The 14,165-nt window shown below is 63.8% G+C and carries 18 protein-coding genes and 1 tRNA gene; 7 read left to right on the top strand and 12 right to left on the bottom strand.

What is annotated here, in order from left to right:
- Positions 1 to 10 precede the first annotated feature (10 nt).
- From BQ8794_RS22240 to BQ8794_RS22230, 4 genes are all read right to left on the bottom strand, one after another.
- Positions 11 to 925, bottom strand: coding sequence for a sugar phosphate isomerase/epimerase family protein (locus BQ8794_RS22240; RefSeq protein ID WP_077380799.1), 915 nt, complete (start codon positions 923 to 925; stop codon positions 11 to 13).
- Positions 926 to 1,004: 79 nt separating this feature from the next.
- Complete coding sequence (locus tag BQ8794_RS22235) at positions 1,005 to 1,787, bottom strand: SDR family oxidoreductase (RefSeq protein WP_077381006.1); 783 nt, start codon at positions 1,785 to 1,787, stop codon at positions 1,005 to 1,007.
- Positions 1,788 to 1,810: 23 nt separating this feature from the next.
- Positions 1,811 to 1,966 (bottom strand): hypothetical protein, encoded by a 156-nt coding sequence (locus BQ8794_RS35010; protein WP_244555062.1) that lies wholly within the window; start codon positions 1,964 to 1,966, stop codon positions 1,811 to 1,813.
- 343 nt (positions 1,967 to 2,309) lie between these two features.
- Positions 2,310 to 2,385: transfer RNA gene (locus BQ8794_RS22230), tRNA-Ala, on the bottom strand.
- A 165-nt stretch (positions 2,386 to 2,550) separates the two neighbouring features.
- On the opposite strand from BQ8794_RS22230, the gene BQ8794_RS22225 reads away from it, so the two are divergent.
- Both BQ8794_RS22225 and BQ8794_RS22220 read left to right on the top strand, forming a co-directional pair.
- Positions 2,551 to 2,841 (top strand): YggT family protein, encoded by a 291-nt coding sequence (locus BQ8794_RS22225; RefSeq protein ID WP_023800489.1) that lies wholly within the window; start codon positions 2,551 to 2,553, stop codon positions 2,839 to 2,841.
- Between the two features lie 10 nt (positions 2,842 to 2,851).
- Positions 2,852 to 3,181, top strand: a complete 330-nt coding sequence (locus tag BQ8794_RS22220; protein ID WP_077380798.1) for a DUF167 family protein — start codon at positions 2,852 to 2,854, stop codon at positions 3,179 to 3,181.
- A gap of 77 nt (positions 3,182 to 3,258) precedes the next feature.
- Here the strand turns inward: BQ8794_RS22220 and BQ8794_RS22215 are convergent, their stop codons facing one another.
- From BQ8794_RS22215 to BQ8794_RS22190, 6 genes are all read right to left on the bottom strand, one after another.
- Complete coding sequence (locus BQ8794_RS22215; protein ID WP_077380797.1) at positions 3,259 to 5,313, bottom strand: M3 family metallopeptidase; 2,055 nt, start codon at positions 5,311 to 5,313, stop codon at positions 3,259 to 3,261.
- Between the two features lie 101 nt (positions 5,314 to 5,414).
- Positions 5,415 to 5,825, bottom strand: a complete 411-nt coding sequence (locus tag BQ8794_RS22210) for a hypothetical protein (RefSeq protein ID WP_077380796.1) — start codon at positions 5,823 to 5,825, stop codon at positions 5,415 to 5,417.
- 9 nt (positions 5,826 to 5,834) lie between these two features.
- Positions 5,835 to 6,479, bottom strand: a complete 645-nt coding sequence (locus tag BQ8794_RS22205; protein WP_027154606.1) for a carbonic anhydrase — start codon at positions 6,477 to 6,479, stop codon at positions 5,835 to 5,837.
- A gap of 217 nt (positions 6,480 to 6,696) precedes the next feature.
- Positions 6,697 to 7,452, bottom strand: a complete 756-nt coding sequence (locus tag BQ8794_RS22200; RefSeq protein WP_077380795.1) for a DUF429 domain-containing protein — start codon at positions 7,450 to 7,452, stop codon at positions 6,697 to 6,699.
- Positions 7,449 to 8,333, bottom strand: coding sequence for a pyridoxal kinase PdxY (pdxY, locus tag BQ8794_RS22195; RefSeq protein WP_077380794.1), 885 nt, complete (start codon positions 8,331 to 8,333; stop codon positions 7,449 to 7,451). The genes BQ8794_RS22200 and pdxY overlap by 4 nt, the downstream gene beginning before the upstream one ends.
- A gap of 7 nt (positions 8,334 to 8,340) precedes the next feature.
- On the bottom strand, positions 8,341 to 8,583 hold the full coding sequence (locus BQ8794_RS22190; protein WP_077380793.1) for a hypothetical protein: 243 nt from the start codon (positions 8,581 to 8,583) through the stop codon (positions 8,341 to 8,343).
- Between the two features lie 162 nt (positions 8,584 to 8,745).
- On the opposite strand from BQ8794_RS22190, the gene BQ8794_RS22185 reads away from it, so the two are divergent.
- The 5 genes from BQ8794_RS22185 (at position 8,746) to ppa (ending at position 12,193) form a co-directional block, all read left to right on the top strand.
- Entirely contained in the window at positions 8,746 to 9,378 is a 633-nt protein-coding gene (locus BQ8794_RS22185; protein WP_023800481.1) for a LemA family protein, read from the top strand.
- A gap of 100 nt (positions 9,379 to 9,478) precedes the next feature.
- Positions 9,479 to 10,276, top strand: a complete 798-nt coding sequence (locus BQ8794_RS22180) for a TPM domain-containing protein (RefSeq protein WP_244555069.1) — start codon at positions 9,479 to 9,481, stop codon at positions 10,274 to 10,276.
- An 8-nt stretch (positions 10,277 to 10,284) separates the two neighbouring features.
- A complete protein-coding gene (locus BQ8794_RS22175) occupies positions 10,285 to 10,923 on the top strand; it encodes a TPM domain-containing protein (protein ID WP_077380792.1) in 639 nt (212 codons plus the stop codon).
- A gap of 117 nt (positions 10,924 to 11,040) precedes the next feature.
- Positions 11,041 to 11,547, top strand: coding sequence for a GNAT family N-acetyltransferase (locus BQ8794_RS22170; RefSeq protein WP_077380791.1), 507 nt, complete (start codon positions 11,041 to 11,043; stop codon positions 11,545 to 11,547).
- 112 nt (positions 11,548 to 11,659) lie between these two features.
- Complete coding sequence (gene ppa / locus BQ8794_RS22165) at positions 11,660 to 12,193, top strand: inorganic diphosphatase (RefSeq protein WP_023800478.1); 534 nt, start codon at positions 11,660 to 11,662, stop codon at positions 12,191 to 12,193.
- A 239-nt stretch (positions 12,194 to 12,432) separates the two neighbouring features.
- Here the strand turns inward: ppa and BQ8794_RS22155 are convergent, their stop codons facing one another.
- Together BQ8794_RS22155 and BQ8794_RS22145 are read right to left on the bottom strand one after the other, a co-directional pair.
- Positions 12,433 to 13,023: a hypothetical protein gene (locus tag BQ8794_RS22155; protein WP_077381004.1), complete on the bottom strand. Its 591-nt coding sequence runs from the start codon at positions 13,021 to 13,023 to the stop codon at positions 12,433 to 12,435.
- A 533-nt stretch (positions 13,024 to 13,556) separates the two neighbouring features.
- A complete protein-coding gene (locus BQ8794_RS22145) occupies positions 13,557 to 14,162 on the bottom strand; it encodes a TetR/AcrR family transcriptional regulator (RefSeq protein WP_077380789.1) in 606 nt (201 codons plus the stop codon).
- Positions 14,163 to 14,165: the final 3 nt, after the last annotated feature.

Genomic DNA, 14,165 nt, shown 5'->3' with positions numbered 1-14,165 from the left:
AAAAGGGGCCTCATTTCACGAAGGGGCGCAGCACGTCGCGGGCGAGCAGAAAGCCGCGCTTGACCTCGTCGTCGCTGCCCTCAAAGCGTCGGTCCTCGTGTTCGATGATGATGGCTCCGTCGTAACCGACGCGATAGAGGCCGGAGAAGATCACATTCCAGTCGACATCGCCAAGCCCCGGCATGCGCGGCACCTGCCAGCCCATGCCGGCCGAGAGGATACCGCGCTCGTAAAGTCCATCATGATCGATCATCAGGTCCTTGGCATGAACATGCAGCATGTACGGACCAAACTCCCTGATGAAGCGGGCCTGGTCGATCATCTGCCAGACCAGGTGCGACGGGTCGAAATTCATGCCGACATCGCCGCCCCAGGCCTCGAGGATGCGGCGCCAGATATAAGGCGAATAGGCGATGTTGTGGCCGCCCGGCCACTCGTCATAGCTGAAGATCATCGGGCAGTTTTCGAACGCCAGCTTGACGCCGTTGTCGCGCGCATGGGCGATGATATCAGGCCACAGTTTGAGTGCCTCTTGCCAGTTGGCGTCGATGGTTTTTGCAGCGTCGCCGCCGCAGAAGGTGTTGACCAGCGGCACGCCCATATGGCTCGCCAGCACGATCACCTTCTTCAAATGATCGATGACGGCCTTGCGGTGGGCGGCATCGGGATGCAGCGGATTGGGATAAAAGCCGAGGCCCGAGATCGACAGGTTCTCTTCCGCCAGTGCGGCGGCGATTTCCTTGGCCTGCGAGGCCAAGGTCGCGGCGGCGTCGATATGGCTGGTGCCGGCATAGCGCCGGGCAGCGCCTGAGGATTTCGGCCAGCAGGCGATCTCGAGCGCCTCGAAGCCGGCAGAACTTGCCCAGTCGGCGACCTCGCCGAGCGGGGTATCGGCAAACGGTGCGGTGAGCAGTCCGAGCTTCATGTTGCCCTCTCGTGGTCGTGGCGACCTACTATGCCGATTGTGCGGGCCGCTTCAACCGTGTGGGGCGATGCGGAAGCTGTCACCGGTTCGCCCCTACGACCCATTGCTCCTGGTCGATCAGCGCGCCGGTCATCGGCCCGGAGGCGTCGGAGAGCAGGAAGACAGCGAGGTTGGCGACCTCGTCAGCCGCCAGCAGGCGCCCGAAAGGCTGCGACGCGTTGGCGGCGTCGATCCAGCCCGGGCCATGCCCCAGCGTCTCGGCCTGCATGATGCGTTCGGCCGGCGTGTCGGTCCAGCCGACATTGATGCCGTTGACGCGGATGCGGTCGAAACGGTGCGCGTTGGCGGCGTTGCGGGTCAGCGTCGCGAGTGCGCCCTTGGTGGCCGAATAGACGGCGAGTTCCGGCGAGCCGCAATGCGCGTTGATCGACAGGATGTTGACGATGGCGCCGCCCTGACCCTGCTTGCGCATCTGCGTGATGGCCGCCTGCATGAGGAAGAACGGCGCCCGCGCGTTGACGGCGAACAGCGCCGCCCAGTCGTCAAAATCGGCATCGAGGAACGAGGCGCGATTGGTCAGGCCGGCGGCGTTGACCAGCGCGTCGATACGGCCGAAGCGACTGATACATTCGTCAACCAGCCGCGCCGGCGCCGTGGTATCCGCCAGATCGGCGGCGACGAATGCGGTTGGCGCGCCGGCCCGGGAGAGCGACGTCGCCACTTCGTTGCCACGCGCCGGCTCGCGGCCGGTGACCAGCAGGCCGCCGGCACCGGAACGCGCCAGCGTCTCGGCGATCGCCCGGCCGATGCCTTGCGTCGCACCGGTGACCAGCACCACCTTGCCTTCCAACCGAAGCTCCATTCCTCCTCCCGGAGTTTCCATTTTCACAGATATGGACGCCAGCAGATCAACCATGCGCTCGAAGCGATGTCGAGGCCATTGTCGATGCGGCCGAGCGAGGCCTGCGAGGCGCCGACCATGCCATTGAGAAAATGCAGACTGGCGTTGGGCCGCTGCAAAGATGCGGCTGATTTGGGCATCTGACAACAGCATGACTCTCCCAGGCGGGGCGCCAGCCCACTCCGGCAACGCCCTGATTTAGCTCTTGTGGGGCGATTTCGGTCGAGCTAAATGTGGGTTGGGCTTAGGGGTTTGAAGTGACGGACATCATCACATTCGTGGTTGCTGGCGCGTGGGCGGCAGTTGGATTTGGCGTGATCTGGTACGTCAGAACGAGACCGCCTATCCCTGAAGGTCACGAAGACCCCGATCTGCGGGAATGGCTTGATGGTCAGGTTTAAAGCCCCAAGCTCAAAGCCGCCAGAGCGCGTTCGGGGTGCGCGGTACAGCTATCTTATTGATTTTACTGGGGTAAATTTCCGCTGGTGGAGCTGAGGAGGATCGAACTCCTGACCTCGTCATTGCGAACGACGCGCTCTCCCAGCTGAGCTACAGCCCCGTCCAGCGGAATGGGCGCATTTATCGGGCGCTGCGGTTTCCTGTCAAGACTGCGTTTTGCCCAAAAACCGCGCGGGGCCAGTCACCCGGCCGAGCGTGCCGCGGAAGCTGGCTCTTGCCGCGTTCGCCTGCAATGGCTACATGTCGGCAACAATCGGAGACCGGCATGATAGCCCTCATTCAGACCATTGTCCTGGCGCTTGACATTTATTGGTGGATCATCATCGCTTCGGCGATTTTCTCATGGCTCTACGCCTTCAACGTCGTCAACTCGCGCAACCAGTTCGTCGATAGCGTCAGCAACATGCTCTTCCGGCTGACCGAGCCGGCTCTGCGGCCTATCCGCCGCTTCTTGCCCGACCTCGGCGGGATCGACATTTCGCCGATCATCCTGCTTCTGATCCTGTTCTTCCTGCGGCAGTTCCTGCTCACCACGGTGGCGCCGCTGGTCGTCTGACGGCGGTTCCATGACCGGGCCGTTTCGCCCGCGTAACGACGGCGTCGACCTGTTCGTCCGGCTGACGCCGAAAGCGGCGATGGACAGGCTCGAAGGCATCGAGATCTCGGCAGACGGGCGAAGCCACCTGAAGGCGCGCGTCCGCGCCGTGCCGGAAAACGGCGCCGCCAATCAAGCGCTCGAACGGCTAGTCGCCAAGGCGCTCGAAGTGCCGCGATCGGCCGTCTCGGTCGTCGCCGGCGGCACGGCCCGGCTGAAGACGCTGCGCATATCAGGCGATCCGGCGGCGCTGGCGAGATGCATCGAGGCGTTGGGTGGCGGCCCAAGCGCGCCGCGTTAAGGTGGCCTGCTGCGGGGTGCTTTGATCAGACTTCGTCGGTCCGCCGAGGTTGGCGATTTGGTCCGTTGGCCCTCGCTCTAGACCAGCCCGCGCTTGATCATCATCGCTTCGGGCGACGGCATCTTGCCGCGGAAGGCGGTGTAGAGTTCTTCCGGGTCTTTCGAACCGCCGGCGGCATAGATGTTTTTTCTGAGCCGCTCGGCCAGCGCCGGATTGAACGGGTCGCCCGTCTCCTCGAAGGCGGCGAAGGCGTCGGCGTCGAGCACCTCCGACCACATGTAGGAATAGTAGCCGGCCGAATAGCCGTCGCCGGCAAAGATGTGGCCGAAATGCGGGGTGCGGTGGCGCATGGCGATGGTGTCGGGCATGTTGAGCTTCTCGAGCGTTTCGGCTTCGAAACGAAGCGGCTCGTCCGGCGCATCCGACCGCGCGTGGTAGGCCATGTCGACCAGTGCTGAGGCAGTGAACTCGACAGTGGCGAAGCCGGCGCCGAAGGTGCGCGCCGCCAGCATCTTGTCGACCAGCGCCTTCGGCATCGGTTTGCCGGTCTTCACGTGCAGCGCATGCTTTTCCAGCACCGTCGGCACCGTCAGCCAGTGCTCGTAGAGCTGCGAGGGCAGTTCGACGAAATCGCGGCTGACCGAGGTGCCCGCGACCGATGGCCAGGTGACTTCGGTCAGCATGCCATGCAGCGCATGACCGAATTCGTGGAACAGGGTTTTGGCCTCATCGACCGACAAAAGTGCTGCCTCGCCCTCCGGCGGCTTGGCGAAATTCATGATGTTGTAGATGACCGGCTTGGAGCCATCGCCAAGCTTGTAGCCGGATTTCAGCGCGCTCATCCAGGCGCCGGAGCGCTTTGAGGGCCGCGCGAAATAGTCGGCCAGGAACAGCCCGCGCTCGCTGCCGTCGGCACTCCTGACGACGAAAACGCGCGCGTCCGGGTGCCAGGTGGCAATGCCTTGCTTCTCCTCGAAGCTGATGCCGAACAATTTTGTCGCCACGTCGAAACAGGCGTCGATGATGCGGTCGAGCTGCAGATAGGGCTTCAGCTCGGCCTCGTCGAAGGCGAATTTCTCGGCGCGCAGTTTCTCCTGATAGAAGCGCCAGTCCCAGGCGGCGAATTCTTCGTTGCTGCCGGCCTCGGCCGCCAGCCGCTGCAATTCGATCTGATCGCTTGCGGCCTTTTCCACCGCCTTTTCCCAGACCGGGTCGAGCAGCTTATGCACCGCCTCCGGCGTCTTTGCCATGGTGTCGTCGAGCTTCAGCGCGGCGTAGGAAGCGTAGCCGAGCAGCTTCGCCTTTTCGGCTCGCAGACGCAGCATATCGCGCACCACGGCGGTGTTGTCGGTGGCGCCGCCGTTCTGGCCGCGCATGGTGAAGGCGCGGAAGGCGATCTCGCGCAGGTCACGGCGCTCGGAGAAGGTCGAGAACGGCTCGTAGATCGAGCGCGACAGGGTGACGGCATAGCGGCCCTTCTGGCCGCGCATCTCGGCGGCCTCGGCCATCGCGCTTTTCAGGAATTCCGGCAGGCCGGCAAGGTCGGCCGCGTCGAGGAACAGCGCCCAGTCGCGCTCGTCGGCAAGCAGGTTCTGGCCGAAATTCGTGCCGAGCGACGACAGCTCCTCATTGATCGCCGCCAGCCGTTTCTTGCCCTCGGCGTCGAGCTTGGCGCCGGAACGGACGAAATTTTTCCAGGTCTTTTCCAGCACCCGCAGCGTTTCGGCATCGAGCTTCAGCGCGTGGCGGCGCTGGTAGAGATCGTCGATGCGGGCAAACAGCCGCTCGTTCATCGAGATCGCCGAGAAATGCCGCGACATCTTTGGCGAGATGTCGCGCTCCAGCGCCTGGATCGCCTCGTTGGTGTGGGCGCCGACCCGGCACCAGAAGATCGACGAGACATGGTCGAGCGCTTCGCCGCCGAGCTCGAGTGCCGCAAGCGTATTCTCGATGGTCGGGGTCTCGGCATTGCCTGATATCGCCTCGATCTCGGCCTCGTGCGCCGTCAATGCCGCATCGAAAACCTCGGAAAAATCGCCGTCGCCGATGCGGGAGAAATCGGGCAGGCCGAGCGGCCCTTGCCAGGTGGTCAGCGGATGGGCGGCGAGGTCGACGGCTTTCGTGGACGGCATGGGCAATCTTTCGCTAAGTGAGGGGCTTTCGCTAAGTGCGGGATGAGGCGGAGCGTCACCGATGTAAGGCGCCGGCTTGCCGCACGCAATATCGCGGCTGGTCAGTAGCTGTCGCAGTTTTCGGCGATCGCCGCCTGCGAACTGGCGGTGATGCGGTTTTCGGCGATCGCGAAGGTTTCCTGCATCAGCACGTCGTTGTTGGGGAAATCATAACAGGCGATCACCGTGGTGACGCCGCTTTCGGTCTTCTCGATGCGATGCCGGATTTCAGCCCCGGCGACTGCGCCCTCCCAGTCGTCGATGGAGGCGATGAATTCCTGCTTGGTCTGGACGACACCGAGATCGTCGAGTTTTATCCGGACGTCGTCGGCAAGCAGGTCCGACAGTTCCGTGCGATCGGCGACCAGCAGCGCCGCATACCAACGGCCGATGAGCGCGCCGTCGTCGGCGCGGGCGGATATGACTGAAAACAGCAGCGCCGCTGCGGCCAAAGCGATCGAACGGCATGCCATGCAACCCTCCTACGTCATCTCCGGCCGCTCGAAGTCACCGGTGTCCTTGTTCATCACCCAGAGCTCGCCGGTCGAGATGTCGAACCAGGCGCCGTGCAGCGACAGCCGTCCCTTGCCTTCCAGGATCGAGACGCAGGGAAAGGTCCTGAGATTGGCGATTGAATAGCGGATCGAAATGCGCTCGAGCGCGGTCTGCCGCTCGGTCGCCGTCATGAAGGTGCTGGACGACACGGTCTCGGCCGCCGGCGCGATCAGGCTCATCCACTTGCCGATGAAGTCGCCGGGCGACAAGGGCGCGGCCGTACTGTCGAGTGCCGCGCGGATGCCGCCGCAGCGGCCATGGCCCATCACCACGATGTTCTTCACCTTGAGGCTTTGCACGGCGAACTCAAGCGCCGCCGAGGTCGAGTGGAACTGGTCGTCGGGCGCATAGGGCGGCACCAGATTGCCGACATTGCGCAGCACGAACAGTTCGCCGGGGCCTGCGTCAAAGATCGCCTCGGGAGCCGCGCGCGAGTCGCAGCAAGCAATGATCATCGTTTCGGGGGCCTGGCCCTCGCGAGCAAGCGAGCGATAGCGTCCGCTTTCGGCGAGATAGCGGCCGTTCATGAAATTGCGGTAGCCGGTGAGCAGATGGTCAGGGAGATGAGGCATCGGTGATGTCTGGAGCCTTTCCGGGTTAGGCGGCAGCTCTTTTAGGTCAGGAAGGCTCTAGCGGCAAAAGCCGGTCGCGAGCAATGCTGAATCGCGATGGCTGGCTGCGAACGATCGACACGTCGGAGGGACAGAGGGGGCGCGAAGGATCACCGACTTCGACATAAACCTATTCCCAACCACGAAACGGGGGAGAGGGGGTGCGATGGCGCTCGCCTCACGCCCAGATCGCCACAGGGATGCCAAATCGGTCGGCGAGCGGCGGATCCGGAAACGGCCTTGCCTCGCCGCTGGCGATGCGGCCGGCGATCAGCATCATCGCTGCGGCGTCGAGAAAGTCGTCCGCAGCAGCGCCTCGCGGCGGCGGCCGGTCGAGAAAGCCCCTGATATAACCGTGCCGGCAAAGCAGCGCCTTGCGTTCCGCCATGCCGGCCGGGTTGACGGCGCCCTTGATCTTCTTCGGCAGGCGCATCGCCTGGTCGTCGTTCAGCCGGCAGAAGGCGACTTCCGGATGCGATTCGAAGACGCGGCGGCGCAGTTCGGGACGCGCGATCAGCACGGCATCGATCTCGCGGATCTTGGCAAAGATGCCAAAAGCCTGAATCGAGACGCCGCGCGGCGGATCGGAGGTCGCCTTGGCCACTTCGCTTGCCTGGCGATGCGCGACATGCCAGGCCTCGATTGTGGTGAAGCCATCCGTATGCGCGTAAAGCGCCGCACGCGAGGGGATGGCGAAGACACTGGACTGCCTGTTGCCAAGCAGCGGCCGCACCAGCGCTTCCGGCCCGCGGCCGCCCTTTTGCGAAAGATCGGGCAGGCCGATCGGCATGTCGACGGCGACTGTCGCATCGGCCGGCAATGCGTCGAGCAGTGCTGCGAAGCTGGCAAAAACGGCTGCCGAGGGTGCTGCGCCCGGATCGCGGCGAACGGCGATCCAGCCGGCCTTGCAGCCATCGACACCGACGACAGTCACGCTCTTTTGTCCCGCCCCGGATGCAGGAGATGGCGAAGCTGCACCATGGCCATCGGGTGCGATAGGCTCTGTGCGTCGGTTTCGAGCTGCAATTCGTCGCCGCCGCGCTTGGCGGTGCGCGCCAGGATCTCGTAGACCGCCGCCGTGGTCGACTGCAGTGCCTTGATCGCCGGCTGGCCGGACAGGATACGCGCCAGATAGACGGCCGCCGTCAGGTCGCCGAGCCCATTGGGCGGCTTGTCGATGAGGCGATGCTCGGCGAGCAGCGCCTGGTTGCCGTCGAGCAGCAGATTGCCGGTGCCGCCGGCCATCATCGCCGGCGCCGACGTGACCAGCATGGTCGACGGCCCGGCATGAAGGGCGGCCGCCATCACCGCTTTGAGGTCGGGCAACGGCGCTCCCGCCATCCATTCCAGCTCGTAGCGGTTGGGCGTGGCGATGTCGGCGATCGGCATCAGCCGGTCGCGCATGGCGATGGCGGTCGTCTCCGGCACATAGAGCCCGCCCGAATCGCCCATCACCGGGTCGCAGATATAGACGGCGTCCGGCGTCTTCGCCTTGACCGCGCCGACCAGCGAGGCGACGGCGTCGGCCTGGCCGCCTTCGCCGAGATAGCCGGACAGCACCGCGCCGACCTCGCCCAGCCATGGCGCGCGCTCGAGATCGGCCATCAGTGCCCTGAATTGATCGAGCGGCGGCACGATGCGTGTCGCCCGTCCATGGCCCGGATGCCAGGGCAGGATGACGGTCGGCACCGCCCACACCGGAAAGCCCAGCGTCTCCAGCGCAAAGACCGCGGCGCGGTTGCCGACCGAGCCGCGCGCGACATGGCTGGAAATGACGATGACCGCGCGCGGCGCGTCGTGTTCTTCGGTGCTCACGAGGTTCCTAACCCTGGATGATGAAAAGCACGAGCCAGATCAACAGGCCAATGCCGACAATGAGCCCCAGCGCCCGGCCGATGCGCGTGCCCCAATATTCGATCGGGTCCGCCCGGTCGGCGTCTGCAGCAGTGACGTCATCGCGCGCGCCCTTCGCGGTCCGCGCAACGGACGAGGCCGGGTCGGTTTCACGTGCCACGCGCTCGATGATGCGGCGCGATTCGTCGTCGCTGTCCTGGCGTCCCGCCATGGCTATGCCCTGTTTTCGCAGCGAGTTTAACCTGTTCGCCCGGCCAGTTACAGGGCCTGACAGTGAATGATAAAGCACCAGCAGCGCGCCAGGTTGAGGTCATGTTCTTGCGCGCGGATTGTGGTAATGCTTCGCCCGTCAGTCTTGTTGAGGGATTTTTCCATGCCTGCCCTTTCCTCCCCTTTCGTCTTCCGCAACCTGCCAGCCTTGCTGATGATGGCGATCGTGCTGCCGCTGCTGGCCGGCTGCGGCTACAACACCATTCCGACGGCGGAGGAAAACGCCAAGGCCGCATGGAGCCAGGTGCTGAACCAGTACCAGCGCCGCGCCGATCTCATCCCCAACCTGGTCGAGACGGTCAAGGGCTATGCGGCGCATGAGAAGGATACGCTCGATGCCGTGGTCGAGGCGCGCGCCAAGGCGACGCAGGTAACGGTGACGCCCGACACGCTGAGCGATCCGGAAGCGGTCAAGAGATTCCAGGACAGTCAAGCCGGCCTGACCAGCGCGCTGTCGCGGTTGCTGGCAGTGGTGGAGAATTATCCCGACCTCAAGGCCAATCAGAATTTTCTGGCGCTGCAGGCGCAGCTCGAAGGCACCGAGAACCGCATCTCGGTCGCCCGCCGCGACTATATCGAGGCGGTGCGGGAGTATAATCTGACGCTGCGGACCTTCCCGTCGGTGATTTGGGCGACACTGTGGTTCCGCGACAATCAGCCGTTCGCGAATTTCACCATCGAGGAAGACAAGATGCAGACGCCGAAGGTCGATTTCGGCACGCAGCAGGGCGGGTGATCGACGCTTGGTGAGCGTGGTCCCTGTTAGCCTTGCACTCCGTCGCGCCCCCCTCTGTCCGGCAGGACAGAGGGGGGCGCGACGGAACGCCAGCCTTGCAATCCTGTTCATCGCCCTAAGCCTTCTCTTCCTCCCCCTCGCCGCCCTTGCCGCCCAATTGCCTGCCCTGACCGGGCGGGTCGTCGACAATGCCGGCATCATCGATGCCGCGACCGAGGCGGCGCTGACCCAAAAACTTGCGGATTTCGAGGCCAAGAGCTCCGACCAGATCGTCGTCGCGACGCTTCCTAGCCTCGACGGCGAGGAAATCGAGTCCTACGCCAATCGTCTGTTCCGCGCCTGGAGGCTCGGCCAGGCCGGCGAGGACAATGGCGTGCTTTTGCTGGTCGCCAGCAACGACCGCAAGATGCGCATCGAGGTCGGCTACGGGCTGGAAGGCATGCTGACCGACCTGCACACCAGGCTGATCATCGAAAACGACATGGTGCCGGCCTTCCGCGCCGGCGATTTCTCCGGCGGCATAGCCAAGGCTGTCGACGACATGGTCATGGTGCTGGAAGGCAATCCGGAAGAGCTGGAAGCGCGCGGGACCCGCAACCAGCAGCCGCCATTCAACACCGACGATCTGTTCTTTGCGATCTTCATAAGCATCTGGGCGATCATCTTCTTCGGCAGCATCGCCGCCTCCATCCTGCCGCCGATCTTCGGCCGGAAGATCGGTCCCGGTCGCTATCGCTGGCTGGGCATGACGTTCGAGCCGGGCCGGCAATCATCTGGCGGCTGGTCGGGTGGTTCCGGCGGGGGAGGCTGGTCGTCGGGCGGCGGCGGCTCAGGCGGTGGCGGGTTTTCGGGCGGCGGCGGCTCGTCCGGTGGCGGCGGTTCTTCAGGAAGCTGGTGAGACACAATATGGCAACTCGACCGATCAGCCGCGAGGACCATGACCGCATCGCCAAGGCGATCCGCGTCGCCGAATCGAAGACCGACGGCGAAATCTACTGCGTCGTCGCCTATGCCAGCGACGGCTATTTCTTTCCGGCCGCCTTCATGGCGACGCTGGCCATGCTCGTCGTCAGCCTCGCCGTCAGTTACGGGCTGGAAGCGTGGTGGCTGTCGATCCGCTTGCCGCATTTCGTCATCGCCCAGCTTCTGGCGATGGCCTCGGTGCTTGTGCTGTTGTCGGCGCTGCCCGGATTGCGCATCCACCTGGTGCCGAGGCGGCTGCGCTACCAGGCCGCGCACGCCAATGCGCTAAAACAGTTCCTCGCCCGCAACGTCCATCGCACCGCGGCGCGCACCGGCGTGCTGGTGTTCGTTTCGATTGCCGAGCATTACGCCGAAGTGATCGCCGACAGCGGCATCGACAGCCGTGTCGGCCAGCATGTCTGGGACAGCGTCGTCCGCGACCTTACCGCGCATGCAAGCGACGATCGTCTCGCCGACGGCTTCATCAAGGCGATCGAAGCGACTGGTGCGGTGCTGGCCGAGCATTTCCCGGTTTCTTCCGGCGACAGCAACGAGCTGGACGACCATCTGGTCGAAATCTGAGTCGCTACGAACGGCTTCCTTCAGCACTCAACGGCACGTCTATCGTCTGTGCGAAAGCTTGGGAGCCGCTGACCGGACTCTTGCAATCGGGCGATGCGGGTTTATGGTTAACCAACCATGAAGACGCTGAGCATCGACATCAGGAAAGCCGAGCCGCGCGACGCAGGCGCCATCGCCGACGTGCACCTGCTGGCCTGGCGCGGCGCCTACTCCGGCATCATCCCGCATCGCACGCTGACATCGATGATCAACCGCCGCGGCGCCGACTGGTGGGCGAACGCCATTCGCCGCGCCGCCACCGTCCTGGTCGTCGAAATCGGCGGCAAGGTTGCCGGCTACGCCACGATCGGCAAGAACCGCGCCCGCGAGCTCAAGCAGCAGGGCGAAATTTACGAACTTTACGTGCGCCCGGAATATCAGGGCATCGGGCTCGGCAGCCGGCTATTCTCGGCCGCACGGGCGCGACTGGCAGACCACGGGCTGAAAGGCATGGTGGTGTGGGCGTTGGAGGACAACCAGAGCGCGCTCACCTTCTATGCCGGCGCCGGCGGCCGCGACGTCGCCGAGGGCGTCGAGGTCTTCGAGCAGAAGGCTCTGAAGAAGGTCGCCTTCGTCTGGGAATGACGGCTCGACACGCCTCTCGCCAGCACCCTCAGCTGCTTTCAGTACCATTCGCCGCATTGCACCATGCGCCGCCGCCCGCTATCGGTCTCCAATCGAAAGAGGGACAAAAGCCATGCGTATCGAAGCCATCGCCATCGGAAAGAACCCGCCGGAGGACATCAACGTCATCATCGAGGTGCCGATCGGCGGCGAGCCGATCAAGTACGAGATGGACAAGGAGGCCGGCACGCTGTTCGTCGACCGCTTCCTGCACACCTCGATGCGCTATCCCGGCAATTACGGCTTCGTGCCGCACACGCTTTCGGGTGACGGCGACCCTATCGACGTGCTGGTCTGCAACACGCGCGCGCTGGTGCCGGGCTGCGTCATCAATGTGCGGCCGATCGGCGTGCTGGTGATGGAGGACAATTCCGGCCTCGACGAAAAGATCATCGCGGTGCCGTCGCCCAAGCTGACGCTGCGCTACGAGAACGTCACGGAATACACGCACCTGCCCGACATCACCCGCCAGCAGGTGCAGCATTTCTTCGAGCACTACAAGGATCTCGAACCCGGCAAATGGGTGAAGATCGAGGGCTGGCACGACGCCGCCTACGCCAAGAAGATGATCGTCGAGGCGATCGAACGGGCCAAGGCAAGCAAGTAGCCGAACTCCTGAAGTTTGCGGGCTAGCGTAGCGCCGCCCCTCATCCGCCTGCCGGCACCTTCTCCCCGTGAACGGGGAGAAGCCCGCTGACCTCGACCTTGGCGCCCATTCAGCAACGCTGGTAATAGGCGAAACCATTCATGGCGGCGTCTTTCTCCCCGTCACTATACGGGGAGAAATGCCCGGCAGGGCAATGAGGGGCAGCGCGGGCCGAGGATACTTTTCAATGCGACGCGCGCCTAATTATCGACGCGGCCGAAATCGGGCGCGTTGCCGATCACCACGCGCTTGTCCTTGCCGCAGGCAAAGGTCCGCGCCTTCTCGTCGGCAAGCTTGCGGGCCTGGTCGTTGGCGCCGGGGTTGCCGGTGGCCAGCACCAGGCCGACGGTGCAGCCCTCATAGGTCTCCGGCTGGGCGACCTTGGCGACGATCAGCACGTCGGTCGGTTTGTTCTCCGCCTCGGGATTGCTGATCGAGCGCCGATGGATGACCGCAAACGGGACGGCGCGATCGCCGCTCGTCTCGATGCGCCACTCGAGTTTGGGTGCAACCGAGTTGAAGGCGACAAAACTTTCCCAGACCGCGGTCATGTCGCTGGGCGGAAAACCATAAAACAGCGATTCCCGGGCATCGTCGTAAGAGATCAGCACCGGGTAGCCGCGATAGCCCGAGCAGGCAAGACTGGCCCAGTCGCCTTCGCCTTCCTCCGCCTGCGCGTAGGTCACGCAGTCCTTCTTCCAGTCGAGATCGGTGTAGGCGCTGGAAATGTCGCCGGCCTGAGTAGGTTGGCAGAGGCCGGCAAGGGCAAGCGGGATCAGAAGCGCACTCACGCGATACACCCCTGGGGTCATTTTCGCTGCCTAGCTCTAAGCTTCGCAAAAAAATACAGGGCGTACAACGCGGAAAAACAAATGGATACGACGGACGTTTGGTAGTCCATCCAGCAAATTGCGACGAGCGACACGAAGGTTGCAAACAGCGTTACCGGCACAGCGACGCCGGTGTACAGGAAAATCAAAGCCGAGGCCGATATCAAGACGATAAGAGCGCTCCCTGTGGGACTAAAGTCGGGAGCCTTAAATAAGAAATAGGCAACGGCTGATGAAATAAGTATGAGAAACAAAAATCTGCGCAGTACGGCTTCCTTGACCGTATACTCGTTCAGGTCAAGGACCGTCCGAATGTCTCTTTTCTCTTGCTCGCCAATTAAACTCGAGCTCCCTCGCCTCAGGTAGTGAAGCAGGAACATCTTTTCGAGGTCGTCTAAAAACGTTCGAGCAAGGTTCAAGTCGTTACCGGCAATTGTCAGCAGACCACGAGCGTGACGACATACTGCTTCCGGCTGGAAAGGACCGCAAGAGGTCTATTTCTTCAAGCTCGCCTCGATCAGCAGGTCGGCGTTGCGGGCCACAGACTTCGCCGGTCCGCCGGCGCCGAACAGCTGGCCGCTGATATAGGCGCCCTCGATCAGGAGCAGCAGCCCGTCGCCCAGCGTGTCGGCGTCGTTCGCGCCCAAAGCGGTTGCCATGGTACGTAGGCGGCGACGCAATTCCTGCTTGTTGGCCTCGCTCACCACGCGGGCCGGGTGGCCGTGTTCGGGATATTCGACGGCCGCATTGGTCATGCCGCAGCCGCGATAGTCGGGGTTTTGCGTGCGCTTGCCGATGCGGGTCAGGAAGGCGGCGATCTGCGCGCGCGGATCGCCGGGATGGGCAGCCGCCGCCGCGTCGAAGCGGGCCCAGAACTCGAGGTCGTATTGCCGCAGATAGGACGCGGCCAATTCGTCCTTGGACGGAAAGCTGCGATAGAGGCTGGGCTTGGTGACGCCGGCGCGCCGCACGATCTCGTCGACGCCGATCGCCCTGATGCCTTGCCGGTAGAACAGGTCGCGGGCAACGCGAAGGATTTTTTCGCCCGCGCGGGGCTGTGCCACGTCATCCGCTTTGATCGTTGGTTCAATACTTTTCATCTA

The sequence above is a fragment of the Mesorhizobium prunaredense genome (genome assembly GCF_900156895.1).
In the GTDB taxonomy this organism is placed as follows: Bacteria; Pseudomonadota; Alphaproteobacteria; order Rhizobiales; family Rhizobiaceae; genus Mesorhizobium; species Mesorhizobium prunaredense.
This window is presented reverse-complemented; position numbering and strand designations above follow the sequence as displayed.